This window comes from Rhizobium sp. CG4 (genome assembly GCF_023701965.1).
Lineage (GTDB): Bacteria > Pseudomonadota > Alphaproteobacteria > Rhizobiales > Rhizobiaceae > Agrobacterium.
In genome coordinates, this window is record NZ_JABAEG010000001.1 from 249787 (window position 1) to 273766 (window position 23980).

At 55.9% G+C, this 23980-nt stretch carries 22 protein-coding genes; 12 read left to right on the plus strand and 10 right to left on the minus strand.

Going from position 1 to position 23980, the window contains the following annotated elements:
- The first annotated feature begins 266 nt into the window (after positions 1 to 266).
- Positions 267 to 965 (plus strand): MerR family transcriptional regulator, encoded by a 699-nt coding sequence (locus tag HGO37_RS01320; protein ID WP_250981819.1) that lies wholly within the window; start codon positions 267 to 269, stop codon positions 963 to 965.
- A gap of 19 nt (positions 966 to 984) precedes the next feature.
- Here the strand turns inward: HGO37_RS01320 and HGO37_RS01325 are convergent, their stop codons facing one another.
- The gene (locus tag HGO37_RS01325; protein ID WP_192488579.1) at positions 985 to 2112 is read right to left on the minus strand and encodes an ATP-dependent DNA helicase; all 1128 of its coding nucleotides are present in this window, start codon (positions 2110 to 2112) and stop codon (positions 985 to 987) included.
- A gap of 104 nt (positions 2113 to 2216) precedes the next feature.
- On the opposite strand from HGO37_RS01325, the gene HGO37_RS01330 reads away from it, so the two are divergent.
- From HGO37_RS01330 to HGO37_RS01350, 5 genes are all read left to right on the plus strand, one after another.
- The gene (locus HGO37_RS01330; protein ID WP_250981820.1) at positions 2217 to 3509 is read left to right on the plus strand and encodes an SDR family oxidoreductase; all 1293 of its coding nucleotides are present in this window, start codon (positions 2217 to 2219) and stop codon (positions 3507 to 3509) included.
- A gap of 6 nt (positions 3510 to 3515) precedes the next feature.
- Positions 3516 to 3995 (plus strand): DUF2269 family protein, encoded by a 480-nt coding sequence (locus HGO37_RS01335; RefSeq protein ID WP_250981821.1) that lies wholly within the window; start codon positions 3516 to 3518, stop codon positions 3993 to 3995.
- Positions 3996 to 4107: 112 nt separating this feature from the next.
- Positions 4108 to 4482, plus strand: coding sequence for a COG4315 family predicted lipoprotein (locus HGO37_RS01340; RefSeq protein ID WP_250981822.1), 375 nt, complete (start codon positions 4108 to 4110; stop codon positions 4480 to 4482).
- A complete protein-coding gene (locus tag HGO37_RS01345; protein WP_250981823.1) occupies positions 4466 to 5023 on the plus strand; it encodes an RNA polymerase sigma factor in 558 nt (185 codons plus the stop codon). Before HGO37_RS01340 ends, HGO37_RS01345 begins: the two co-directional genes overlap by 17 nt.
- On the plus strand, positions 5020 to 5805 hold the full coding sequence (locus HGO37_RS01350; protein ID WP_250981824.1) for an anti-sigma factor family protein: 786 nt from the start codon (positions 5020 to 5022) through the stop codon (positions 5803 to 5805). The genes HGO37_RS01345 and HGO37_RS01350 overlap by 4 nt, the downstream gene beginning before the upstream one ends.
- 6 nt (positions 5806 to 5811) lie before the next feature.
- On the opposite strand, the gene HGO37_RS01355 is transcribed toward HGO37_RS01350, so the two are convergent.
- Positions 5812 to 6405 carry a LysE family translocator gene (locus HGO37_RS01355; protein ID WP_250981825.1) on the minus strand — a complete coding sequence of 198 codons (594 nt, stop codon included), beginning with the start codon at positions 6403 to 6405 and terminating at the stop codon, positions 5812 to 5814.
- Between the two features lie 169 nt (positions 6406 to 6574).
- On the opposite strand from HGO37_RS01355, the gene HGO37_RS01360 reads away from it, so the two are divergent.
- Positions 6575 to 7420 (plus strand): aldo/keto reductase, encoded by an 846-nt coding sequence (locus tag HGO37_RS01360; RefSeq protein ID WP_250981826.1) that lies wholly within the window; start codon positions 6575 to 6577, stop codon positions 7418 to 7420.
- A 390-nt stretch (positions 7421 to 7810) separates the two neighbouring features.
- Positions 7811 to 9691 carry a HAMP domain-containing methyl-accepting chemotaxis protein gene (locus HGO37_RS01365; protein WP_250981827.1) on the plus strand — a complete coding sequence of 627 codons (1881 nt, stop codon included), beginning with the start codon at positions 7811 to 7813 and terminating at the stop codon, positions 9689 to 9691.
- A gap of 104 nt (positions 9692 to 9795) precedes the next feature.
- Here the strand turns inward: HGO37_RS01365 and HGO37_RS01370 are convergent, their stop codons facing one another.
- The 4 genes from HGO37_RS01370 to HGO37_RS01385 all read right to left on the minus strand — a co-directional run bounded on the left by HGO37_RS01370 (position 9796) and on the right by HGO37_RS01385 (position 14963).
- Positions 9796 to 11430 (minus strand): cisplatin damage response ATP-dependent DNA ligase, encoded by a 1635-nt coding sequence (locus HGO37_RS01370; RefSeq protein ID WP_250981828.1) that lies wholly within the window; start codon positions 11428 to 11430, stop codon positions 9796 to 9798.
- Positions 11431 to 11437: 7 nt separating this feature from the next.
- Positions 11438 to 12448, minus strand: coding sequence for a ligase-associated DNA damage response exonuclease (locus HGO37_RS01375; protein ID WP_250982380.1), 1011 nt, complete (start codon positions 12446 to 12448; stop codon positions 11438 to 11440).
- 128 nt (positions 12449 to 12576) lie between these two features.
- Positions 12577 to 13149 carry an acetolactate synthase small subunit gene (ilvN, locus tag HGO37_RS01380; RefSeq protein ID WP_192488569.1) on the minus strand — a complete coding sequence of 191 codons (573 nt, stop codon included), beginning with the start codon at positions 13147 to 13149 and terminating at the stop codon, positions 12577 to 12579.
- A gap of 20 nt (positions 13150 to 13169) precedes the next feature.
- Entirely contained in the window at positions 13170 to 14963 is a 1794-nt protein-coding gene (locus HGO37_RS01385) for an acetolactate synthase 3 large subunit (RefSeq protein WP_250981829.1), read from the minus strand.
- Positions 14964 to 15328: 365 nt separating this feature from the next.
- On the opposite strand from HGO37_RS01385, the gene HGO37_RS01390 reads away from it, so the two are divergent.
- Positions 15329 to 17311, plus strand: a complete 1983-nt coding sequence (locus HGO37_RS01390; protein ID WP_250981830.1) for an ATP-binding protein — start codon at positions 15329 to 15331, stop codon at positions 17309 to 17311.
- Here HGO37_RS01390 and miaA read toward each other — a convergent pair whose 3' ends face one another.
- Positions 17312 to 18208 (minus strand): tRNA (adenosine(37)-N6)-dimethylallyltransferase MiaA, encoded by an 897-nt coding sequence (gene miaA / locus HGO37_RS01395; protein WP_250981831.1) that lies wholly within the window; start codon positions 18206 to 18208, stop codon positions 17312 to 17314.
- On the opposite strand from miaA, the gene serB reads away from it, so the two are divergent.
- The 3 genes from serB to HGO37_RS01410 all read left to right on the plus strand — a co-directional run bounded on the left by serB (position 18207) and on the right by HGO37_RS01410 (position 20774).
- The gene (gene serB, locus HGO37_RS01400; RefSeq protein WP_250981832.1) at positions 18207 to 19097 is read left to right on the plus strand and encodes a phosphoserine phosphatase SerB; all 891 of its coding nucleotides are present in this window, start codon (positions 18207 to 18209) and stop codon (positions 19095 to 19097) included. The genes miaA and serB overlap by 2 nt on opposite strands.
- Positions 19094 to 19657: a GNAT family N-acetyltransferase gene (locus HGO37_RS01405; protein WP_250981833.1), complete on the plus strand. Its 564-nt coding sequence runs from the start codon at positions 19094 to 19096 to the stop codon at positions 19655 to 19657. Before serB ends, HGO37_RS01405 begins: the two co-directional genes overlap by 4 nt.
- A gap of 64 nt (positions 19658 to 19721) precedes the next feature.
- Positions 19722 to 20774: a bifunctional transcriptional activator/DNA repair enzyme AdaA gene (locus tag HGO37_RS01410; RefSeq protein WP_250981834.1), complete on the plus strand. Its 1053-nt coding sequence runs from the start codon at positions 19722 to 19724 to the stop codon at positions 20772 to 20774.
- Between the two features lie 97 nt (positions 20775 to 20871).
- On the opposite strand, the gene HGO37_RS01415 is transcribed toward HGO37_RS01410, so the two are convergent.
- From HGO37_RS01415 to hflC, 3 genes are all read right to left on the minus strand, one after another.
- Positions 20872 to 22413, minus strand: a complete 1542-nt coding sequence (locus HGO37_RS01415) for a Do family serine endopeptidase (RefSeq protein WP_250981835.1) — start codon at positions 22411 to 22413, stop codon at positions 20872 to 20874.
- Positions 22414 to 22579: 166 nt separating this feature from the next.
- Positions 22580 to 22972 (minus strand): nuclear transport factor 2 family protein, encoded by a 393-nt coding sequence (locus HGO37_RS01420; RefSeq protein WP_250981836.1) that lies wholly within the window; start codon positions 22970 to 22972, stop codon positions 22580 to 22582.
- 83 nt (positions 22973 to 23055) lie between these two features.
- Positions 23056 to 23979 (minus strand): protease modulator HflC, encoded by a 924-nt coding sequence (gene hflC, locus HGO37_RS01425; RefSeq protein ID WP_250981837.1) that lies wholly within the window; start codon positions 23977 to 23979, stop codon positions 23056 to 23058.
- Between the last annotated feature and the right edge of the window lies 1 nt (position 23980).

The following is a 23980-nucleotide window of genomic DNA, read 5'->3' on the forward strand; positions in this document are numbered from 1 at the left end:
GTTCATTATGCTAAATTCGCGCAATCCGCTGAAAGGAATGCCGCCTGTGAGAGATGTTGCCGACCATAGGACCAATCACGCAAACGACGCTCGCCTTGTGAGTGGCACACCTTTTGATTGCGCCAGGCAAACATTTCACTCCAGACATCAACGATGAAAGACCAGACACGCGAGAGGGCCAATCTCGCGCTGTTCATTCATGGAATGTAGCGACTGATCAAGAAGGAATGCTGTAAAGATATTCACGCATGGAGGGGGGAGACCTTATGCAGAAGGAAAATACGCCCGACGGTCAAGTACGTGCGAAATCTAAGTCGTCGCTCTATGACGAACATATTTTCTTGCCAGACCTCAAACTATCCCTACGCTTGCCGCCAGAGCCGGTTGGAATAGCAGAGATGGCTAATCTTTTTGGCGTCACCCATAGAACGTTGCATTTCTACGAGGAAAAAGGACTGCTGTCCTCCCGCCGTTCTGGCCTGATGCGCATCTATTCGCATCGCGACGTAAATGTCATGGCGCTGGTCAACACCTGCCGCGAAGTGGGCATTCCCGTTGCGGTCATTCAGGAATTCATGGAAAAGCTGGCTGATGCGGATTCTCAAGGGGAAGCGACAGCGCTGTTCGAAGATTTGCTCAATAACCGCAAACGCGAACTGACGGCTGATCTTTCAACCATGCGCCGGCAAATGCAACAGATCAGCAATCTGCTGGCACCGGATGACGATGAAGACACGGTTCAAACCGGCCCATTACCCGAAGATACGATCATACTGACCGACATCGAACGCAAATGCCTGGAACTGATGGCGGAAGGTTATGCCTCCGTTCGTCTGGCGCGTGCCGTTGGCCTGCGCACGGAAGAACTGCAGAAAATCGAATTGGGCATTATCCAGAAATTTAGCGCCAACAACCGCTTTCAAGCGGTTGCCAAGGCCGTATTACTTGGAATCATCCCCGCTTGAAAGAACGGGAATAGTCGCCCTATCGAACGATCGTCAGTGTTTCTGCAGCGCGGGTAATGGCTGTATAAAGCCAGCGCTCGCGGCTGTCGCGAAATGCGAAACTCTCGTCGAACAACACAACATTGTTCCACTGCGAACCCTGCGCCTTGTGCACAGTCAGCGCATAACCAAAATCAAACTCGTCGTAACGCTTGCGCGTCGTCCAGGGAATTTCGGTTTCGCTTTCCTCAAACGCCGCTTTCAGCAGTTTGATCTTTGCCGCACCACGATCCATATCGTCGTCTTCAGGACGGATCATCAGGTTGATGCCGGGTTTTACCGTCTCGCGCGATGAACTCATCACCTGCCAAAGCGAGCCGTTGAGCAGGCCCTTTGCAGGGTCGTTGCGCAGGCATACCAGCTTGTCACCCGATTGCGGGTAATCGGCCGAAAAGCCCTTCAACTCGCGAAGACGCTGGTTGTAACGACGACGGGTGCGGTTGGTACCAACCAGAACCTGATCGGCGTCCAGCACCAATGACTGCGTCACTTCCGATTTGGATATGACCTGCGCCGAACCATAATCGCCGCGCATGATCTCGCGACCCTCGCGCACATCCATGGCCAGCTGGATGATCGGGTTATCCTTGGCCTGACGATGAATTTCGCTCAGCAGATAATCCGGTTCCTGCTCGGTGAAATAACCGCCACCGGTTACCGGCGGCAACTGGCCGGGATCACCCAGAACAAGGATCGGCGTGCCGAAGCTCATCAGGTCCTTGCCCAGTTGCTCGTCCACCATTGAGCATTCGTCGATGATGATCAGCGCAGCTTTGGCAAGCGGGCTTTGCCGGTTGATAGAAAACATCGGCGCGATGGACGTCTTGCCGGTTTCCTCGTTTTCGATGGCTTCTTCACCACGTGGTCGATAAATCAGTGAATGTATGGTGCGGGCATTGGACGCGCCGCGGGAACGCAGCACCTGTGCCGCCTTGCCGGTAAAGGCCGCAAACAACACGTCGCCATCCACATTCTCAGCGAAATGTTTGGCAAGCGTCGTCTTGCCCGTTCCGGCATAACCGAAAAGCCTGAAAACCTGCGAACGGCCTTCCTTGAGCCAACGCGAAACGGCTTTAAGAGCCTCGTCCTGTTGCGGTGAAAATTGCATGCGCTCTCTTCGCAGGATTCGGGGCAGCTGCGCAACCGCAAACTCTCCGTGGAAGTTTTCCTTCCATGCGTGCCAGCGAAGGCAATAGCGCCTAAAATGCTCCCATGAAGATACTGATTCTCGGCGCAACAGGTTTCATCGGCTCGGAGATTGCAAGGAAACTTGCCCTGCAAGGCCATCAGGTTACCGGTCTTGGACGCGACCCTCAGCGGACAAAATACAAGCTACCAGACATGCAATGGGTCAGCACCGATCTGGCACGCATGGGCGAACCATCGGCATGGCAGGCACTTGTGGAAAGTCACGACGCCATCGTCAATTGTGCTGGCGCCTTGCAGGACGGTCTGGCCGACAATCTCGCCGCCACGCAGGAAAAATCCATGCTGGCGCTCTATCAGGCGGCACAGGCTGCAGGTGGCCGGCTGATCATCCAGATCTCTGCCAGAACCGCAGGTGCAGCATCATCCCTGCCCTTCCTCGCCACCAAACGGCGCGCTGATGAAGCCCTTGTCGAAAGTGGCCTGCCTTACGTCATTCTGCGCCCGGCGCTGGTCATTGGTCGCAATTCTCATGGCGGAACATCACTGCTGCGCGCACTTGCCAGCATGCCGCGCATATTGCCGCTCACCCACGCAGACAGCCCTGTTCAAACCGTTGCCATCGGCGCTGTTGCGCAAATGGTTCTTTTGGCACTCACCGGATCGATCCCTCCCAAAAGCGACGTCGACCTCGCTGCCGATGAAAAGCATACGCTCGGCTCGCTTGTTCTTCTGCACCGCCAGTGGCTGGGCCTACCGACTGCGCGGATCATTTCGCTGCCACCCGCCATCGCCCGACCGGTCAGCTGGTTGGCAGATTTGGCCGGACGTCTCGGTTGGCGCTCGCCCCTGCGTTCCACCGCGATGCAAGTCATGTCGGAGGGCGTCATTACCTCCGCCAGAACAGATGCCAGGCATTACGGTGTGCTGCTGAAAACCGCACAGCAGACATTGCAGGCAAGCCCTTCAGGTGTGCAGGACCTGTGGTTTGCACGATTGTATCTGCTGAAACCGGCAATCATTCTGTGCCTGTCGCTGTTCTGGCTGCTGTCTGGCCTGATACCGCTTTTCGACCTGCCGCGGGCATCCGGTCACTTCCTGCCCTTCATGCCATCCACGGCAGCAGTTGCTATTACCGTCGCCACCTGTGTGCTGGACATGGCGCTGGGCCTCGCCGTTCTGGTGCGGCCTTTTGCACGCAGGGCCATGCTCGGTATGTTGATGGTCACCGCCACCTACCTGGTTGGCGGCACGGTGCTGGAACCGGGACTGTGGCTTGACCCGCTGGGGCCGCTTGTCAAAGTCCTGCCCTCCATCCTGCTCACACTGGTCGCGCTCGCGACATTAGACGAACGATAGGCCACCATGCTGGAAGAATTTATCCGCCTTGCCCATGTCATTGGCGCAACCGTACTTCTGGGCACCGGTGCCGGCATTGCATTTTTTATGGTCGTGGCACGCCAGACCGAAAACCCTGTATTGATTGCCCATGTCAGCAGCACGGTAGTGATTGCCGATACGCTGTTCACGGCAACGGCCGCCATTTTCCAACCGATCACCGGATACCTGTTGGCTAAAAGCATCGGCTGGCCGCTGACAGAAGGCTGGGTCTTCCTGTCGCTTATGCTGTATGTCTTTACCGGCCTGTTCTGGTTGCCGGTGGTGTGGATACAGATCAGGCTGCGTGACATTGCCCGCCTTGCCGCAAAGGGTAACACGCCATTGCCGCCGCAATGGTTCCGGCTTTACCGCATCTGGTTTGCCTGCGGTTTTCCAGCCTTCTTTGCCGTCATCGGCATATTCTGGCTGATGTTGATGAAACCCGACATTCAGCTTTGGAACTAAGCGTAGAAACTGCATCGAAAGATTTTTTCCAAACCACGGAATAAATCCACCTCCTCTGGTGTCTTACTCCATGTGACCGGCTGTTTCGCCGCACCAAACGAGGAGGATCTCCATGAAAACGCTCGCACTCATTCCTGTTGTCATGCTGGCAGTTGCCGGCACGGCCTATGCTGCCCCCATGCTGAAGACCGTTAAAACCGACAAGGGTGAAGTTCTTGCCGGCGACAAGGGCATGACGCTTTACACATTCCAGAACGACAAAAAAGACGTGTCCAATTGCTACGACAAATGCGCGACCAACTGGCCACCACTGATGGCAAAAGCCGACGACAAGGCTGGCAACGGTTACACCGTGATTGATCGCAAGGACGGAACAAAACAGTGGGCCAAGGATGGCAAACCGTTGTATTATTGGGTCAAGGACATGAAGGAAGGTGACGCCACGGGAGATGGCGTTGGTGGAGTTTGGCATGTCGCAAAGCCATGATGGCATGAACAACGAAAGGCGGGAGCCCAAAGCTCCCGCCGACAGTACGTTCGAGGGCCAGATGCTGGCCCTGATGCCCTTGTTACGTCGTTATTCCCGCAGTCTTTCCCGCTCTGACAGTGACGGCGAAGACCTGCTGCAGGATTGCGTGGAACACGCTTTGTCCAAAAAGCAGCAGTGGCGCGGATCGCAGATGAAAGCCTGGGCCTATGCCATCATGACCAATATTTCCCGCAACCGTTACCGGGCGGAGAAACGCCATCCGTCTGAGAATATCGACGCCTGCGAAAACGAGATAGTGAGCGAACCGGCAAGCGATACGCTGGAAAACAAGCGCCTGCATGATGCCCTTGCCCAGTTAAACCCTGACCTGCGTGCTGTTTTGATGTTGGTGACGGTAGAAGGTTACAGCTATCAGGAGGTCGCAAACCTCATGAATATACCGCTCGGCACGGTGATGTCGCGCCTTTCGAGAGCGCGAGAAACTGTGCGAATTCATCTGAGCGAGGACAATATCATACCACTGCGGAGACCGAAATGACGAGAGACAATGCCATAACGGAAAGCGATCTTCACGCCTATGCAGACGGACTGCTGGGTGCCGAAGACCACGCCCGCGTGGAGCAGTGGCTTGAGTCGAACCCGCAGGACCGCGCCAAGGTTAAGGACTGGCACGACCACGCAAAGGCCCTGCGACAGGCATTCGCCCCCTACCACACAGCAAAATATGACGACCATAAACTGCTGCACACCCTGCAAGACAGTGGCCGTCGCCTTATGCCCGTCCTGATGCGTGCTGCTGCCGCCTGCCTGATTTTTGGCGCTGGCGCCGTTGCCGGGCAATTTGTACCCTTGTTACCGCAAAAAGCAGACCCACAGCGGCCAACACAGGTCGTGGCCGATATATCGACACAGGCAGAATCTGCGTATCTCATCTATGCCAGCGAGGTCCGCCACCCCGTCGAAGTCGGAGCAGACCAGCAGGCACATCTGTCGACCTGGCTTGGCAAACGTTTGGGGTATCCTTTCACCGTGCCGGATCTGACCTCAGTGGGTTATGAGCTGGTTGGCGGCAGGCTGGTGCCGGTCAGTGGCAAACCCGGCGCCATGCTGATGTACCAGAACGGCAGCGGTGAACGTGTGACCGTGCTGGTGGGCCGTAATCCGCAAAACCGCACAACCAGTTTCCGCTTGGCAGATGCCGACGGTGTGTCGACTTTCTACTGGATCGACAATGATATTGGCTACGCCGTGTCGGGCGAAATCTCGCACACCGATCTGCGTCGTATTGCCGAGGAATGTTACCGCCAGTTTCCGACCTGACCAACGCTATTTCAGCATTGGCCAGAGGCTGAGAACCAGAAGCACCGCCATGGTGATGTTGAACCACTTTAACCGCACCGGCACCGAAAGCCATTCCCGCAACGCGGAGCCAAAACCTGCCCAGGTGGAAACACTTGGCAGGTTAACGGCAGCAAAGGCCACCCCGACCAGCAGGACGGTGGTGAAATACTGGCTCTCATCCGTATAGGTCGCCATGGCTGTCACTGCCATCACCCAAGCTTTCGGGTTAACCCATTGAAACGCGGCAGCTCCCAGAAAGGTCATCGGTGCGGCCCCGGTCTTGCCCTCGGAGAGGCTGCGCGACATCCCTATCTTCCAGGCAATCCACACAAGATAAAGACCACCTGCGAATTTCAACGCCGTGTAGAGCATCGGCACAGAATGCAACAAGGCACCCAGCCCAAAACCAACGCCAATCAGCAGCGACAGAAATCCGGCACCGATGCCCAGCATATGTGGAACCGTTCGACGGAAGCCGAAGTTCACCCCAGAAGAGAACAACATCATGTTGTTGGGTCCGGGTGTGATGGACGTGGTAAAGGCAAAAAGGACAAGTGCCAGAAATGTTTCGATAGTCATGCGACCTCCAGAGGTGCGCCAGATTACCCACCGCGTGCCATTAGAACCAGTCGTAAACCGTCATAAGAACAGTCACTTTTTTTGATAGATTGCGCCAAAGACGTTGCCACACAGGACCGTTTTTTTTCTATTGTCTGCGGGCCTGCCCGCCAGTGATGAAGGAGTTCCCATGCAAGAAGACATTCCAACAGTCAGCCTGCCCTCCGGCGTGAATGTTCCTGCCTTGGGTCTTGGCACATGGATGATGGGCGAAGAACCGCGCAGCGAACCGGATGAGATCGCCAGCATTCAAAAGGCAATAGATGTCGGCATGACATTGATCGACACGGCAGAAATGTATGCCGATGGCAAATCCGAAGAGGTGGTCGGCAAGGCGATTGCAGGGCGACGCGATCAGGTGTTTCTGGTCAGCAAGGTGTACCCATGGAATGCCGACAGTAAGGGCACAATCGACGCCTGCGACCGAAGTCTTGAACGGCTGGGAACCGATTACATCGACCTCTATCTCCTTCACTGGCGTGGGCCACATGCACTGCGCGAAACCGTCGCCGCTTTCGAGACCCTGAAACAACAGGGCAAGATTGGCGAATGGGGCGTCTCCAACTTTGACGCCTCTGATATGGAAGAGCTGTTTGCCGTTCAAGGTGGTGGTAACTGCGCCGTCAATCAGGTGCTCTACAATCTGTCCCGCCGCGGGCCGGAATACGATCTATTGCCGTGGTGTCAGCGAAACCGCGTACCGCTGATGGCCTATTCACCGATTGAACAAGGCCGTATTTTGCGCAATGCCGAACTGATCCGTATCGCAAAGGCCTATCAGGCAACTCCTGCACAGATTGCCCTTGCCTTTCTGCTGGAGCGCGACGGCGTGATTGCTATTCCCAAAAGCAGCCATCCGCGGCGCGTCGAGGAAAACCGGGGCGCTGCCGGTCTTGATATCAGCGACGAGGACTGGGATGCACTGGATGCCGCCTTCCCGCCACCGGCGAAAAAAATGCCGCTGGAAATGCTTTAGCCGCGCACAAACCTCACGCCGCTATTTGCCCGCTTAAATTCCGTTCGCATTTCACCGTTTGCGAAAAATGCGCGCAAAGGTCGCGCACGTTTCTCGTGGCTTTTCGCCAAAATTCAGAAACATAAAAATCTATTTTTGGTTGTGTATTTTCAATCAGACTTATCAAAATGCAGGGTATTTTTTGCGGCCTTCAACCACAGGAATAGCGTGTTTAACCAAATGAAAAAACATTAGAAATTGTTACAATAAACGACACTAAAGTACCCATTCAAAAATGTGCCGCCGGCTTTAACCATTCTTTACACAACCATCGCGCTAAAACAAAAACAAGCACAGGATTGTAGGTAATTCACCGACAACGTGCGCCATGGTGAAACAAAGCTGACAAACATGAAAATCAAGACACTCCTCCCCAGCCTATTTGGCCTTCTCGTTGTGCTTGGCGTCGCGCAAGGAGCAATTGCCCTCAATTCAATTTCAAACCTGAAGGATGCAACGGAAGGCGTCAATTACCGTCTGGCCCGCTCCGAAGTGTTGTCGCAAATCAACATGCTGTTCGGCGACGTAAGACGCGCCTATGTGCAGGGCATGAGTGCCGGCACGATTGAAGAAGTCGATGCAGCTATTGCGGCCATTCACAAGGCACAGGCAGACCGCAAAAAGGCTGCAGATGAATTTGGCGCGACGATCACCTCGCCAGCCTTGGTGGAAAAGTTCGCTATCGCTGAAAAGTCCGTGACAGAATATGAAGCCGCTGGCGCGGCATTCATCGAATATATCAACAATGGCCAGCTCTACGAAGCCAAGGGCTACATTCAGCAGACCCTGACCCCGAAGGGACAGGAAGCCGTTGCCAAGATGAATGATATCCTCGACCTGAATAGCAGCCTCGGTCGGGAAGCAGCAGCTGGCGCACAAAAGACGGCGAGCTTTGCCAACACTGTCACCATTTTGTCGATCATCGTTTCAACGCTGATCGCGATCGCCGCAGCAGTGCTGAGCCATATTCGAATTTCCCGTCCGATCACCGAGATCACCGATGCCATGAACAAGCTGGCTGCAGGCGATAACGCCAGCGCCATTCCGCATAGTGGCCGCAAGGATGAAATTGGCGATATGTCTGCCGCTGTTACGGTGTTCCGCCAGAACGCCATTGAGCGTGAACGTCTGGAGCACGAAACCGAAGCCAACCGCAGCCTCAGCGAAAAAGAGCGCCTTTCCCGCGAAGAGCAGAAGGCCCGCGAAGCTGCCGAAGTTCTGTTTGCCGTCGATAATCTCGGCACGGCGCTCGACCGTCTGGCAGCGGGTGACATGGTCTACCGCATCGAGGAAAAGTTTGCCGGTCAGCTGGATCAGCTGCGTACCAGCTTCAACACCTCCATCGCCAAGCTGCATGGCGTTCTCAGCTCGATTGGCGACAACGCTCGCATGATCGATGCCGGTGCCAATGAAATCCGATCCGCCGCGGAAGACCTCTCCAAGCGTACCGAACAGCAGGCCGCATCAGTTGAAGAAACTGCAGCAGCCCTTGAGCAGGTGACCACCGCCGTCAAGGATTCCGCCGTTCGCGCCAGCGAAGCCGGTGAACTGGTATCGCAGACCCGTCTGGGCGCTGAACAGTCCGGTCAGGTTGTCCGCAAGGCGGTCGTCGCCATGCAGGGCATCGAAAGCTCCTCCAACGAGATCAGCAACATCATCGGTGTGATCGATGACATTGCGTTCCAGACCAACCTCCTGGCGCTGAATGCCGGCGTGGAAGCAGCACGTGCCGGTGAAGCCGGCAAGGGCTTTGCCGTCGTTGCACAGGAAGTGCGCGAACTGGCGCAGCGCTCTGCCAAAGCCGCAAAAGAGATCAAGGCTCTGATCACCACGTCCAGCGAGCAGGTTCGCCAGGGTGTCGAACTGGTTGGTGAAACCGGCCGTACACTGGAATCCATCGTCGCGGAAGTCCAGGAAATCAACCGCCACGTCCATTCGATTGTCACCTCTGCCAAGGAACAGTCGACCGGCCTTTCGGAGATCAATACCTCCGTCAACCAGATGGATCAGGGCACCCAGCAGAACGCAGCAATGGTCGAGCAATCGACTGCGGCCAGCAACAGCCTTGCCACACAGGCTGCTGCGCTGACATCGCTGCTGTCGCAGTTCAAACTGGACAATGGCAACTCATATGGCATTGCCACAGCCAATGAATATTCCACACCAGTACAGTCTCCGGCCCGCGCATTGGGACAGAAACTGGCCTCGTCCTTCGGTCGTAAATTCGGCTGATCCAGTCATCTGACACAAACAACAAAGCCTCCCGCAACAGACATTGCGGGAGGCTTTTCAGTATGTTGAACCTGTTTCCTGAATCAACATACCACAAACATGAATCAGATTGGCAAGTTGGCTCCGCCGTCAATCATGGCGACAAGCGTTTCCAGCCTGTCAGCCTCCCGTGGCAGCTTGTCGGTTCGCAAACGCGAGATACGCGGAAAGCGCATAGCCACCCCTGACTTGTGACGTCCGGAGCGATTGATGCCCTCAAACGCCACTTCGACAACAAATCCGAAATCCGGTTCGGCGCGAATGGAGCGCACCGGACCAAACCGCTCCACCGTATTGTCGCGTACAAACTTGTCCAACACATCCAGCTCTGCATCGGTAAAACCGAAATAAGCCTTGCCGACAGGAACCAGCTGATCGCCACCCTCGCCCGCCATCCAGACACCGAAGGTAAAATCGGAATAATAGCTGGAGCGTTTGCCGTGGCCGCGCTGCGCATACATCAGCACCGCATCGACATTATAAGGGTCACGTTTCCATTTGAACCACGGTCCTTTTGCCCGCCCGGCCTGATAGGTGCTATCCAGTCGCTTGAGCATGATGCCTTCGATCACCGCATCTGGTGGATCGGCGCGCAGCCGCTCCAGTTCAGCCCATGAGGAAAATGGGACAAGCGGTGACAGGTCGAAACGGTCCGGCTTTGCCCCGGCAATCAACCTTTCCAGCTTCTGACGTCGCTCGACAAAGCTCTGGCCGCGAATATCGACATCATCCTCAAACAGAAGATCATAAGCACGAATGAAGGCCGGATAATCCTGCAACATGCGACCGGAAACCGTCTTGCGGTTTAGCCGCTGTTGCAGATCGGAAAAGCTGGCAGTTGGCCGGTTAGAGGTGAATGTACCTCCCACCAGCAACTCCCCATCGATCACACCGGTAAAATCTGCCGCGTCGACAATGTCAGGAAATGCAGTTGAGATATCATCGCCGGAGCGCGAATAAAGGCGGCATGTGCCTGACGAACGCGACAACTGCACACGAATGCCATCCCACTTCCATTCGGCGGCGTAATCCGCCGGATCAAGCGCATCGAGATCATTGTCGCCGACCGGGGTAGACAACATGACGGAATGGAAAATTGCCGGCGTTGCCATAACAGGCCGGTCACTTTTACCCTCAAGCCACGCAAACAGCGGTTCATAGGGCGGCTTCAAACCGTGCCACAGCGTCTCGATCTCGGTGATGTCTTTCGAGCCGAGTTCCGCCAGCGCCTGTTTTGCCAGACGGGCAGACACCCCGATACGCAAACCGCCTGTGACAAGCTTGAGAAAGGCAAAGCGTCCTGATGTGTCCAGCCTGTCCAGCAAACCACGCACCGCGTTGCGGATTTCCATTTTGCCAAGCGTCTGCATCTGCTGCACGACTTCGCCCAACGAAAGGTCTTGACCGGACTTTTCCGGTTTTATCTCACCCTGATCCCAGACCAGCGCAACGGTCTCGGCAAGGTCACCAACATAGTCATAGGAGTAGCGAAACAGCACCTCGTCCATGCGCTCAAGTACAAGTTCGCGGATCATGGCCGGTTTGACACCCTTGAGGTCAAGCGTGCCTGCCAAGGCAGCCAGTGCAATACCACGGTCAGGATCAGGTGTGGCGCGGAAATAGTCGGTCAGCAATGTCAGCTTGGCATTGCGGGATGGTGTGAGAACCAGACGGTCGAGGAGCTGGGCGAAAGCATGCATATGTCTCTCAATCCCCCTCGTCTTCATAACCAACAAGATGCAGTGGTTTCGCGGCAACGCCGTGCAGCTCGCACCAGCGCACCAGCGCCTCCTCACGACCATGCGTCACCCAGATATTACCGGCGCCGGTATCACGGATCGTTTGCGTCAGTTCAGGCCAGTCGCAATGGTCAGAAATCACCAATGGTAGCTCCACACCGCGTTGCCGCGCCCGCTGGCGCACCATCATCCAGCCGGATGCAAAAGCCGGCACCGGATCAGAAAAACGCCGCGCCCAGCGATCGGCAAAGGCCGAGGGCGGTCCGATGACAACAGCGCCCTTGAATATGCCTGCGTCCTGCTTTTCCACGGTTGCTGGTCGCAAATCCCCAAGCGGGATGCCCTGCGACAGGTAATAGTCGCACAGCCTGGCAAGCGCACCGTGGATATAGATAGGCGCATCATATCCGGCATTGCGCAGCAGCATGATGACCCGCTGCGCCTTGCCCAGCGCATAGGCGCCTATAATGTGGGTACGCTCTGGAAACTGCTTCAGCGACTGCAGCAGTTTCGCCATTTCATCTCTAGGGTTCGGATGGTGAAAAACCGGCAGACCAAAGGTTGCCTCGGTAATGAACACATCACAGGTAACAGGCACGAAATCTTCGCAGGTTGGATCCGGGCTGCGCTTGTAGTCACCGGATGCCACGATGCGTGTTCCAGATTTTTCCACCGCGATCTGCGCCGACCCCAGCACATGGCCTGCCGGATAATAACGGATGGCGACGCCGTTGATATCGACGGTTTCACCGTGCGCAATCGCCTGCTCGCTTCCGCAGAAATCCTCGCCGTAGCGAATGCGCATGATATCGAGCGTCTGGCGGGTCGCGAGAACATGCTGATGACCTGCGCGGGCATGGTCCGAATGGCCGTGGGTTATCAGCGCCCGACTCACCGGACGCACTGGGTCGATATGGAAATCCCCTTGCGGGCAATAGAGACCATCCGGCGTGGGATAAAGCAGGGCTTCCGGTTTTATCATGAATGAAAACTACGCCCCTTGATCTGAGTATCACGCACCACGTGTCCAAGGCATTCTTTCAAACAAAAAAGCCGCCCGCAACGATGTGTTGCGAACGGCCCTGAGGTCATTTTGTTCCGGCAGGATTACATGCCCTGCGAACCACGGTTCATGGCAGCGATACCGGTACGGCACACTTCGATCAGGCCGAGTGGCTTGATGATGGCGACGAACTGGTCGATCTTCGAGGACTTGCCGGTGATCTCGAAAATGAAGTGCTCAACCGTTGCATCAACCACCTTGGCGTGGAAAGCATCGGCCAGACGCAGGGCTTCGGCACGGTCTTCACCGCCGCCGACAACCTTGAGAAGCGCCACTTCACGTTCAATCGGACGCTCCTGTCCCAGTTCACGAGCACGCACGGTCAGGTCAACAACGCGGTAGACCGGAACGATCCGCTCTAGCTGCGCCTTGATCTGCTCGAGAACCAGAGGTGTGCCGCGCGTGACGATGGTGATGCGCGACAGATGCGCCTCATGTTCGGTTTCGGAAACCGTCAGGCTTTCGATGTTGTAGCCACGACCGGAGAACAGGCCGATCACGCGGGCCAGAACACCCGGCTCGTTGCTGACGAGAACCGAAAGCGTGTGGTTTTCAATGGCAGCGGTTTCCTTCGAAATGAAGTATGCGGAGCCGGTGGGTTGTAGGTGTGCGTTCATATCTATGTTCCTCCCGATCCTTAAACGAGCTGACGGCCCTTGGCATCGATAGCGTTGGCAACGGCTTCGTCGGTCGCTTCGTCCGGCAGAAGCATTTCATTGTGGGCCTTGCCCGACGGGATCATCGGGAAGCAGTTGGCAAGGTTGGCAACGCGGCAATCAAAGATAACCGGCTTGTTGACCGCAATCATCTCGGCGATCTTGTCGTCCAGCTCCTTCGGATCGTCGCAATACATGCCAACGGCACCGTAGGCTTCCGCCAGCTTGACAAAGTCAGGCATTGCTTCGGTGTAGGAGTTGGACAGGCGGTTGCCGTGCAACAGCTGCTGCCACTGGCGGACCATGCCCATATACTGGTTGTTCAGAATGAAGATCTTGACCGGCAGGTTATACTGGATGGCGCAGGACATTTCCTGAATGCACATCTGAATGGAGGCATCACCGGCAATATCGATAACCAGAGCTTCCGGATGCGCAACCTGAACACCGATAGCGGCAGGCAGGCCGTAACCCATGGTGCCGAGACCACCCGACGTCATCCAGTGGTTTGGCTTTTCAAAACCGAAGAACTGGGCCGCCCACATCTGGTGCTGGCCGACTTCCGTGGTGATGAAGGTGTCACGACCCTTGGATGCCTCATACAGGCGCTGAAGCGCATATTGCGGCATGATGACGTCTTTGGAGTTCTTGTAGGCAAAGGAATTGCGGGCACGCCAGCGATCAACCTGCTCGTTCCACTCACTTGTCTGTGCCTTTTCCGGCTTTTTCGCCATGGCGCGCCACAGGCGAACCATGTCTTCCAGAACATGGGCAACATCGCCAATGATCGGCAAATCAACGCGCACGTTCTTGTTGATCGACGACGGATCGATATCGATGTGGATCTTCTTGGAATTTGGCGAAAACGCGTTGAGACGGCCGGTAATACGGTCATCGAAACGTGCGCCGACGCAGATCATGACGTCGCAATCATGCATGGCCATGTTAGCTTCGTAGGAACCGTGCATGCCCAGCATGCCCAACCACTTGTCGCCAGACGCCGGATAGGCACCCAGACCCATCAGCGTCGACGTGATTGGAAAACCAGTCAGTTCAACCAGTTCGCGCAGCAAACGGGTGGCTTCCGGACCGGAGTTGATAACGCCGCCGCCGGTGTAGAAAACCGGACGCTTGGCCTGCGCCATCAGCTCGACTGCCGCCTGGGCTGCATGCACGTCGCCCTGAAGCTTCGGCTTGTAACTGTGTTTGGAAACGGCTGCCGACGGCGGCGTGTAGGTGCCGGTGGCAAACTGGATATCCTTGGGAACGTCGACAACAACAGGGCCCGGACGGCCAGACTGTGCGATGCGGAACGCTTCGTGGATGATGCCAGCCAGCTCGTTTACATCCTTGACCAGCCAGTTGTGCTTGGTGCAAGGGCGCGTAATACCGACGGTGTCACACTCCTGAAACGCGTCAGAACCGATGAGAGATGTAGGGACCTGGCCGGAAATGCAAACCAGCGGAATGCTGTCCATCAACGCGTCCTGCAACGGTGTGACTGCGTTGGTGGCACCTGGACCGGAGGTGACAAGCATGACGCCAACCTTGCCAGTGGAGCGGGCGTAACCCTCTGCCGCGTGGCCTGCACCCTGCTCATGACGGACGAGAATGTGCTGAATGTCGTCCTGCTGGAAAATCTCGTCATAGATTGGAAGCACAGCACCGCCAGGATAACCGAAAATGTGTTCCACGCCGTTGTCCTTCAACGCCTGGAGAACGATTTCCGCTCCTGTCATACGGTTGCTGTTGTCTGTGGTTTCCTTATCCGTCATTGCCTTTTCCATCCCGCTTCTGGCTTTGGAATATCGTTGGACCAGTTGGCCCGTTTCGAGACATAAAAAAAGGCCCCTTGAGGAGCCTGTTTTAGCGCATGGGAGCTTTCGCCGGATGGTTACACCATCCTGCCCATGCGCCGTCCCACCACGATAAGTACGTTAAGATTTTTCATGGGTCGGAGTGTTAGCCAGAAAAGCATTATCCGTCAACGTATGTTGCTAAAAAAATCAGCTTCTATTTCATTTCGTTCCAGAAAACGGCATTTTCCGTAAGAAAGTTTCGCAAAATCCTTACGAGTTATTAAAGTCGAACCGGTAGCTTTTTCGCAACAAAAAATAGCAAGACAAGTTCAGGGAAAAACATGTTCAACGACGACCTTCGCAAGTCGGCAACGGCCGGAGAGCAAGACAGACGCGATGAACATAGCGCAGCCAACCGTATGCTGGGCCGTGTCGTGTCCTGCACCGGCTCCCGCGCCACCCTGTCGAGCGTCGCTGCCGACGGGAAAACCGACCTGACGGAACTGTGGTCCGTTGGGCGACTGATTACCATTGCGGTCGGCCAGAACCGCGTGATTGCCCTGACCTACGCCATGAACACCCAACACCATCAGTGGCGGGAAGACGAAAACAACAAATTCAATGTCGAAGCTGAAATTCTCGGGGGAATCCAGCGACAGCCCGACGGCAGCGAAACGTTTACCACAGGCATTTCGCAATATCCGCATCTGGGCGCCATCGTTCACCGCATCCGTTCCGCAGACCTGATCCGCATCTATGACAGTGGACAGGACAGCACCTGCATCGTTGGTCGTCTCTCGCAGGACGAGGCCATTGATGCCGCCATTCATATTCCCTCGATGTTGTCGAAGCACTTTGCGGTTGTCGGCTCGACCGGTGTCGGCAAATCAAGTGCGGTCTCCCTGCTGCTGCAAAAGGCAATCGAGGCCGACCCGAAACTACGTGTGCTGATTCTCGATCCGCATAATGAATTTGCTGCCGCCTTCCCCAAACATTCTGTTGTGATCGACACCGACACGCTCGACCTGCCCTTCTGGCTAATGCGGCTTGAGGAATTTGCCGAGGTGCTGTTCCGCGGCCGTAAGCCGATACCGGAAGAACTCGATGTACTGCGTGACATTATTCCTGACGCCAAACGGGCGTTTCGCGGTTCCGAAAGCGCGCCTATGCGCCGCCCGTCCGACAAAAGCTCCATCACCGCTGATACGCCAGTCCCTTACCGTATTGCCGACCTCTTGGCCTTGATCGACGAACGTATCGGTCGCCTAGAAGGCCGCAGCGACAAACCGTTCCTGCGTTCATTGAAAATGCGGATCATTTCCGCAATCAATGATCCGCGCTACCACTTCATGTTCTCCAACAGCACGATCAGCGACACGATCATGGAGACCATTGCCCACATCTTCCGTATTCCCGGCAATGGCAAACCAATCTCCACCTTCCAGCTTGCCGGCATTCCATCAGAAGTCGTCAATTCGGTAGTGTCAGTGCTGTGCCGCATGGCATTCGAACTTGCGCTGTGGAGCAACGGCGCCATTCACATGCTGGTGGTGTGTGAAGAAGCACACCGTTACGTACCTGCCGATCAGGAGCTTGGCTTCGTGCCAACCCGCCAGGCCATTGCCCGCATTGCCAAGGAGGGCCGTAAATATGGTGTGTCGCTTGGTGTGATCACGCAGCGTCCGGGTGAACTCGACCAAACCATTCTGTCACAGTGCTCAACACTGTTTGCCATGCGCCTTTCCAATGAGCGAGACCAGGATATCATCCGCTCGGCCATGCCCAATTCGTCGCTGTCGACCATGAGTTTCCTGTCTTCCATCGGCAACGGCGAGGCCATCGCCTTTGGTGAAGCGATTGCCGTACCGATGCGCATGAAGTTTACCCGCCTTGCAGCGGGTAACCTGCCAAAGGCCGCAATCGCCTCCAGCAGGATTGAAGACCCAACCCCGGGCACCATGGACCTCAGCACTATCGTCAGCCGTATGCGCTCCAAGGCAGGTCCTGACATTTCCAATTTCCAGCAGAGTTTTGAAGCGACCTATGGTGCATCGGAACAGGATCATTTCACGGAACTGGCGCAGGACAGTTACGACGAAATAGCCAGCGAAGCGGAACTGGAAAGCTGGAACAAGGAAATCCGCTCAACGGAATCTGACCAGTCCTATGAGCCCTACCGGCCGGAAATGCTGCCTGGTACCAGCGCCTTCAAAAGCGCCGGAGCAAATCAGCAGCCGGGCGCCTCGTCCGGCCTGCCAAAGGCTGGTTCGCTGAGAGAAAGCTTGTTGAAAAAGCCACTCGGAAGCCTGTATCGCAAGGATTGATCAGGGCACGATCCGCTCCCAATCATCGCCCATCTGGTTGCGGAACCATGTCATCTGCCGTTTGGCATATTGGCGGGTTGCAGCAGACGCCCGCTCAATCGCCTCTTCGCGTGTCAAACGTCCGGCCAGCAGGTCGGCAATCTGCGATACACCGATGGCCTTCATCGCCGTTGCATCCGGTGCAAGGTTAAGTGCCAGAATAGCCTGGACCTCTTCCACAGCCCCCTTCTCCATCATCAGTTCAAACCGCCTGTTGATACGGTCATGCAGCACCGCCCGGTCGGGCAGCACCACGAATTTTTGCGCCCGCGCCGGATCGACGATGACGGGGCCGCTTGTTCCCTGAAAATGGGCGATCGATTGGCCGGTCGCCTTGAATATCTCCAGCGCCCGCACGATACGCTGCCCGTCCTGCACATTCAGCACTGCGGCAACTTCAGGGTCCTGCTGCGCCAGCTCGGCATGCAATGCGGCCGAACCTTCATTGATAAGGCGCGTGCGATAAAGATCGCGAATATCGTCGGGAACGGCCGGCATGTTGGAAAGCCCGCCGGTCAGCGCCTTGAAATAAAGCCCAGTGCCACCGACAAAAACCGGAAAACGTCCTTGGTTTTTCAACTGTTCGAGACGTGCGGTCACATCCCGCAGCCACTCGCCGGTGGAATAAAGCCGGCTTGCCGGCACATGGCCATAGAGAAAGTGCGGAACGCCTTCCATCTCCGCCTCGGACGGGCGAGCCGACAACACCTGCAGCGTATCGTAAACCTGCATGCTGTCGGCATTTATCACCACACCATTGCGTTCCCGCGCCAGACGAAGTGCAAGCGCGGACTTGCCGCTGGCCGTCGGTCCGGTTATCAGGATCGCATCGATATCGTCATCAAGGTTTTTCATCATGGCTCTCGTTGCCACGCTTATTGCCAATCCGTCAAATCCTGTCGTTACTTCGGCCCTTGGAGAAAAGGTTGCAAAGGCACTCAATGCTTCCGGTCTTTATTGGCTGGCAGATGGCATAGCATGCGATATCGTACTTGCTGATGGCACCGATGCAACGACAGCCCGCCAGACGGTTGAAGCAGCCCTTGATGGCGCGCCCGTCGACATCGTCATTCAGGACCAGGACACCCGCCGCAAGAAACTGCTGATCGCCGATATGGATTCGACCATGATCGGCCAGGAATGCATTGACGAGCTGGCAGCCGAAGTTGGCCTGAAAGACAAGGTTTCCGCCATTACCGCCCGTGCCATGAATGGCGAGATCGCCTTTGAACCGGCGCTGCGTGAACGTGTTGCCCTGCTCAAAGGTCTGCCGGTTTCCGTTGTGGATGACGTCATTGAAAAGCGCATCACCCTGACACCGGGCGGCAAGGAACTGATCGCCACCATGAAGGCAAAGGGCCATTACACGGCGCTGGTGTCCGGCGGCTTCACCGTGTTTACCAGCCGCGTGGCCGACATGTTGGGCTTTGACGAAAACCGCGCCAATCTGCTGGGCGAAGAAAACGGCGCTCTGGATGGCACGGTCGCAGAACCAATTCTTGGCAAACAGGCAAAGGTCGATTCGCTGCTCGACATCGCTGGCAAACTTGGCATCTCAACCGATGATGCCATTGCCGTTGGTGACGGCGCAAACGATCTCGGTATGCTGGGCCTTGCCGGTTCTGGCGTTGCCATTCACGCCAAGCCTGCCGTTGCCGCTGAAGCAAAAATTCGTATCGACCACGGCGACCTGACCGCCCTTCTTTATATTCAGGGCTATCGCAAATCGGATTTCGTTACCGCTTGATGATGCTTGAAACGCCACGTCTGATCCTGCGCGAATGGAAAGAGAGCGATCGCAATCTTTTCCGTGAGATCAACGCGGATGAAAAGGTCATGGAGTTTTTTCCGTTTCGCCACAGCTATGAGGCAGCCGATGCTGCCCTTGAGCGTGTCAACGACATGATCCGCGCAACCGGTTTTGGTTTTTACGCGGTGGAGCTGCGCGAAAGCCAGGAGCCGATGGGGTTCTGTGGCATTGCCCCCGTCGACATGAAGGGCATATTCCCCTTTGGCACCATGGAAATCGGCTGGCGTTTCGCCACCCGATTCTGGGGCAATGGTTACGCAACAGAAGCTGCCAACGCCCTACTGGCCAATGCATTTGAAGACAAAGCCATGCCGGAAGTGGTATCCTTTGCGGTTGAGGCCAACAACCGCTCGACTGCCGTCATGAAACGGCTTGGCCTGTTTCGCAGCCCCGAGCGCGACTTTGACCATCCGCGCGTGCCCGACACCCATCCGCACCTGAAACGGCATGTGACCTATGCGATGACGCGCCAACAATGGTTTGATCGGTCAGTTTGAGCTTTTTAAAAATGCACGCCCGATTTCAGGCTACAGCCGTGCCGGATGTGATTTAATAAGAGCCATGTTATTTGCTCTTCCTGACACCCAAACACTCTACAAGGCTCTTCTGGAACGCGACCAGTCCTATGACGGCCGCGCCTATGTCGGGGTAACCTCGACCGGAATATTCTGCCGTCTCACCTGCCCGGCCCGCAAGCCGAAGCCGGAGAATTGCCGCTTCTTTGCAAGCGTGCCTGAATGTATGTCGGCCGGCTTTCGAGCCTGTCTCAAATGTCACCCGCTCGGTCCAGCCGCCGAGGCCGATCCCGCCATCGCCACCCTGCTAAATGCCTTGAAGGACAAGCCCGGTTATCGCTGGAGCGAACAGGATGTCGAGAGATTGAATCTCGACCCCTCCACAGTACGCCGCAGCTTCAAGCGGCATTTCGGCATGACCTTTCTGGAAATGGCACGACTGGAACGGCTCAGGCAGGGTTTCGAAACGCTGGGTGATGGTGGCCGCGTTATCGATGCCCAGCAGGATGCCGGTTTTGAATCCCCCACCGCGTTTCGCGTCGCCTTCTCGCGCCTGCTCGGGCAAGTCCCCGGGCGGTTGGCAGACAATGCGTTGCTGCAAGCGGACTGGCTGACCACGCCGCTAGGCACAATGATCGCCGTCACCGACAACAAGTCCTTGCACCTGTTGGAGTTCGCCGACCGTAAAGCCCTTCCGGCTGAACTGAAAAAACTAGTGGACCTGTCAAAGGGCAGTGTCGGTGTTGGTCGTCTTCCACCGCATGACGTGCTTGAGAAGGAGCTGGATGCTTACTTCACCGGCAAGTCCGCAGACTTCAAGATACCGCTCGCCTGCCACGGCAGCGAATTCACCCGCACCGTCTGGGATGCCTTGCGTGAGATACCGGCAGGCGCGGTGCGCAGTTACAGCCAGATTGCCGAACAGATTGGCAGACCAACCGCCACGCGCGCCGTTGCCCGCGCCAATGGCGCCAACCAGATCGCCCTGATCATTCCGTGCCACCGCGTCATTGGTGCAGACGGATCCTTGACAGGTTATGGCGGAGGCCTGTGGCGCAAACAAAAACTGATCGAGATCGAACGACAGTTTCTGACCTGACACCCCCGTCACGCCACACAGCGGACTTCAAAACAAAACCCCATGCAGATCATCATCTGCATGGGGTTTTTGATTCTCGGTTTCGGTTTGGGACAGCCTATTCGAGCGGCAGAGCCACGAACCGAAGATTGCCCTGCGCATCGGCAATCATCATATGGGCGTTCTTGCGACCTTCGGATTTCAGACCGTTGACACGAACCATCACATCACCGGGAACTTCCATAAAGTCCTGCCCAACTTCGACGATGATGTCACCCGACTTCACACCCTTTTCGCCAGCAACCGAACCGTCGGTCACGTTTTCGACCAACACACCTTCAACGCTTGACGCGATGCCACGTGCGGTACGCAACTCGTCGGTCAACTTCACCAGTTGCATTCCGAGCACGTTTTGTGGCGCGTCATTGCCATCAGTCATCTGATCGTCGACCATCGGCGAACCATCATCCTGCTGGGTCATGTCGTTGCCGGTGTCACCATCCGTTGGATCTTCCGATGTTGTGTCTTCCGTGGCCGAAGCAGCATCGTCCAGACGGCCCAGCGTGACTTTTACAGTCTGCTGCTTGCCGTCCCGCACGATGATAACGTCTACTTCCTTGCCAACCGGGCTTTCAGCGACAACACGCGGCAGATCACGCATTTCATTGACCGGTTTGCCGTCAAAATTCAGAATGATGTCGCCAGCCTGGATAGGACCGTTTTCAACCGGACCACCCTTCACGACACCGGAAATCAGCGCGCCCTTGGTGCTATCAAGACCAAGACTTGCCGACACATCATCAGTCACAGGCTGCACGCGTACACCAAGCCAGCCACGGCGCGTCTCACCAAATTCGATCAACTGATTGACGATGTTCTGGGCAAGTTCGGTCGGCACTGCAAAACCGATACCGATGGAACCGCCACTTGGCGAAATGATCGCCGTGTTGATGCCGATAACCTCACCCTTGAGGTTAAACAGCGGACCACCGGAGTTACCCTTGTTGATCGCCGCATCCGTCTGGATGAAGTTGTCGTAAGGACCAGCATTGATGTTACGGCCACGCGCCGAAATGATGCCGACGGACAGAGAACCACCGAGGCCAAACGGGTTACCAATGGCCATCACCCAGTCACCGATGCGCATGGCGCGGGAATCACCGAATTTCACCGCCTTGAGCGGCGCCTTCGGCTCTACCTTCAAAACGGAAAGGTCGGTCTTGGTATCGGTACCGACAAGCGTTGCCTTCAGCTTCGAGCCGTTTGGAAACACCACCTCGATATCGTCAGCACCTTCGATGACGTGGTTGTTGGTAACAACAAACCCCTTGGGATCGATAACGAAACCGGAACCGAGCGAGTTGACCTTCTGGCCACCTTGCTGCTCACGCTCGCCATCAAAGAAGTCCTTGAAAAATTCCTGGAACGGCGAACCCTCAGGCACCTGCGGCACAGGACCCTTGCCGGTTTCTTTCACCTTCTGCGAGGTCGAAATATTGACAACAGCGTCCAGCAACGGCTCGGCAAGATCAGCAACCGAGGCTGGCCCCTGGCTTTGCGCATATGCTGGCACCGTCAAAACCAGACCGTTCATCAACATTGCAATTCCTGCTGCCACGGAAACGGTGGAGCGGAAAGGCGAGCGCAGTATCAGGGCCATGGTATCCTCGTGTCGTGAACCGCAAATCGAATTCTAGAAACTTATTCTTCCCGCTTAACGCATGATTTATTCGGGGAATGCAAGCTTTCTCTCAATCCTATTCATCAACCATAAGGCGGAATGATGAAGTGTAAAAATACCTTTTCGTGATCAACAGCATTTTCCTCTATATTTGCCGAGTATTGCCATCATAGATCACAGGTTCGCCAAGCTTGAACCATGCTTTGGCGATCTTGCCATCTTCAACTTCGTAGATGCAAATCACATCGACTTCACCTTTACCCTCGGGGAAGTTGCGGATCACCGTCTCATGGTCGATCACCACATTGCCGACGGATAAACGGCTCAACAACTTTCCCTGAAGATCAGGTTCTTTGAAACGTTCAACGTGGCGAGAGCGAATTTCTGCGGCGCTGTTCGCCAGAAGCGTTGAGGGAAATGCGTAATATTGGCAATCCTCTGCCCACCACAGCATGAACATGTCGATGTCGCGGGCATTGTAGGCCTCCAACTGCTTTTGCACTGGCAGCAGAACCGCATCGTCAGTCTGTTTTGTCATCAATCCAAATCCTGAAAAATCACTCGCAATAAAAAAAGGCCGGTATCAAACCGGCCTTTTTCCTATCAGACTTTCAACATCGATCAGTTGGCAGGAGCCGGTGCAGCCGGTGTCTGTGGCTGCGGCAGTGTGCCTGAAAGGTTGTTGAAATAACGGAAGAACTGCGAATCTGGTGACAGAACCAGCGTCGTGTCCTTGCCGTTCATCGAGGCAGCATAAGCAGCCATTGAACGGTAGAACTCGAAGAAGGACGGATCACGCGTGAAAGCATCCGCGAAAATACGGTTTCTTTCAGCATCGCCCTCACCGCGCATGACTTCGGAATCGCGCTGCGCTTCCGATTCCAGCTCGACGACCTGACGGTCCGCGATAGCGCGACGGCGCTGACCTTGTTCATTACCGCGAGCGCGGATCAGTTCGGCTTCCGCCAGACGTTCAGCCTTCATACGCTCGAAGGTCTGCTGCGAGACTTCCTGCGTCAGGTCAGTACGGCGAATGCGAACATCCACGATGCTGATACCCAGCGATTCCGCGTCAGGACGCAGATCGTCACGAACTTCCTGCATCATCGATGCACGGGCATCAGACAAGGCCGATTCGAAACCGCGCAGACCGTAAACCCGGCGAAGCGAGGCATCGAGGCGTGTGCGAAGACGTGCTTCAGCAGACATCTGGTCACCCGAAACCGTTTCACGGAAACGACGGGCATCGGTAATGCGGTAAACAACGAATGCGTCTACCTCATAGAACTTGCCGCCGGAAACCTGCACGCGGATGTCGTCATGATCGAAACGCAGAGCGCGATTTTCAATGTACTGCACACGATCCGCGTCCATGAACGCGAATGGCAGCTTGAAGTACAGACCTGGCTCGGTCTTCACGTCCTTGATCTGACCGAAGCGTACCACGATGGCCTGCTGACGTTCAGTGACCACGAAAATCGACGAATAACCGAAGAACAGCACCAAGCCGATAAAAACGAGGAGTGCAGAGAGACGATTGCTCATA

Bases quoted from the DNA above. Each gene is read 5' to 3' on its own strand.
- HGO37_RS01385 (WP_250981829.1), bottom strand. From the start codon at position 14,963: ATGACGGATAAGGAAACCACAGACAACAGCAACCGTATGACAGGAGCG.
- HGO37_RS01335 (WP_250981821.1), top strand. From the start codon at position 3,516: ATGCTGGAAGAATTTATCCGCCTTGCCCATGTCATTGGCGCAACCGTA.
- HGO37_RS01340 (WP_250981822.1), top strand. From the start codon at position 4,108: ATGAAAACGCTCGCACTCATTCCTGTTGTCATGCTGGCAGTTGCCGGC.
- HGO37_RS01410 (WP_250981834.1), top strand. From the start codon at position 19,722: ATGTTATTTGCTCTTCCTGACACCCAAACACTCTACAAGGCTCTTCTG.
- HGO37_RS01330 (WP_250981820.1), top strand. From the start codon at position 2,217: ATGAAGATACTGATTCTCGGCGCAACAGGTTTCATCGGCTCGGAGATT.
- HGO37_RS01320 (WP_250981819.1), top strand. From the start codon at position 267: ATGCAGAAGGAAAATACGCCCGACGGTCAAGTACGTGCGAAATCTAAG.
- HGO37_RS01420 (WP_250981836.1), bottom strand. From the start codon at position 22,972: ATGACAAAACAGACTGACGATGCGGTTCTGCTGCCAGTGCAAAAGCAG.
- serB (WP_250981832.1), top strand. From the start codon at position 18,207: ATGGCTCTCGTTGCCACGCTTATTGCCAATCCGTCAAATCCTGTCGTT.
- miaA (WP_250981831.1), bottom strand. From the start codon at position 18,208: ATGATGAAAAACCTTGATGACGATATCGATGCGATCCTGATAACCGGA.
- HGO37_RS01345 (WP_250981823.1), top strand. From the start codon at position 4,466: ATGTCGCAAAGCCATGATGGCATGAACAACGAAAGGCGGGAGCCCAAA.
- HGO37_RS01355 (WP_250981825.1), bottom strand. From the start codon at position 6,405: ATGACTATCGAAACATTTCTGGCACTTGTCCTTTTTGCCTTTACCACG.
- HGO37_RS01415 (WP_250981835.1), bottom strand. From the start codon at position 22,413: ATGGCCCTGATACTGCGCTCGCCTTTCCGCTCCACCGTTTCCGTGGCA.
- hflC (WP_250981837.1), bottom strand. From the start codon at position 23,979: ATGAGCAATCGTCTCTCTGCACTCCTCGTTTTTATCGGCTTGGTGCTG.
- HGO37_RS01370 (WP_250981828.1), bottom strand. From the start codon at position 11,430: ATGCATGCTTTCGCCCAGCTCCTCGACCGTCTGGTTCTCACACCATCC.
- HGO37_RS01350 (WP_250981824.1), top strand. From the start codon at position 5,020: ATGACGAGAGACAATGCCATAACGGAAAGCGATCTTCACGCCTATGCA.
- ilvN (WP_192488569.1), bottom strand. From the start codon at position 13,149: ATGAACGCACACCTACAACCCACCGGCTCCGCATACTTCATTTCGAAG.
- HGO37_RS01325 (WP_192488579.1), bottom strand. From the start codon at position 2,112: ATGCAATTTTCACCGCAACAGGACGAGGCTCTTAAAGCCGTTTCGCGT.
- HGO37_RS01390 (WP_250981830.1), top strand. From the start codon at position 15,329: ATGTTCAACGACGACCTTCGCAAGTCGGCAACGGCCGGAGAGCAAGAC.
- HGO37_RS01360 (WP_250981826.1), top strand. From the start codon at position 6,575: ATGCAAGAAGACATTCCAACAGTCAGCCTGCCCTCCGGCGTGAATGTT.
- HGO37_RS01365 (WP_250981827.1), top strand. From the start codon at position 7,811: ATGAAAATCAAGACACTCCTCCCCAGCCTATTTGGCCTTCTCGTTGTG.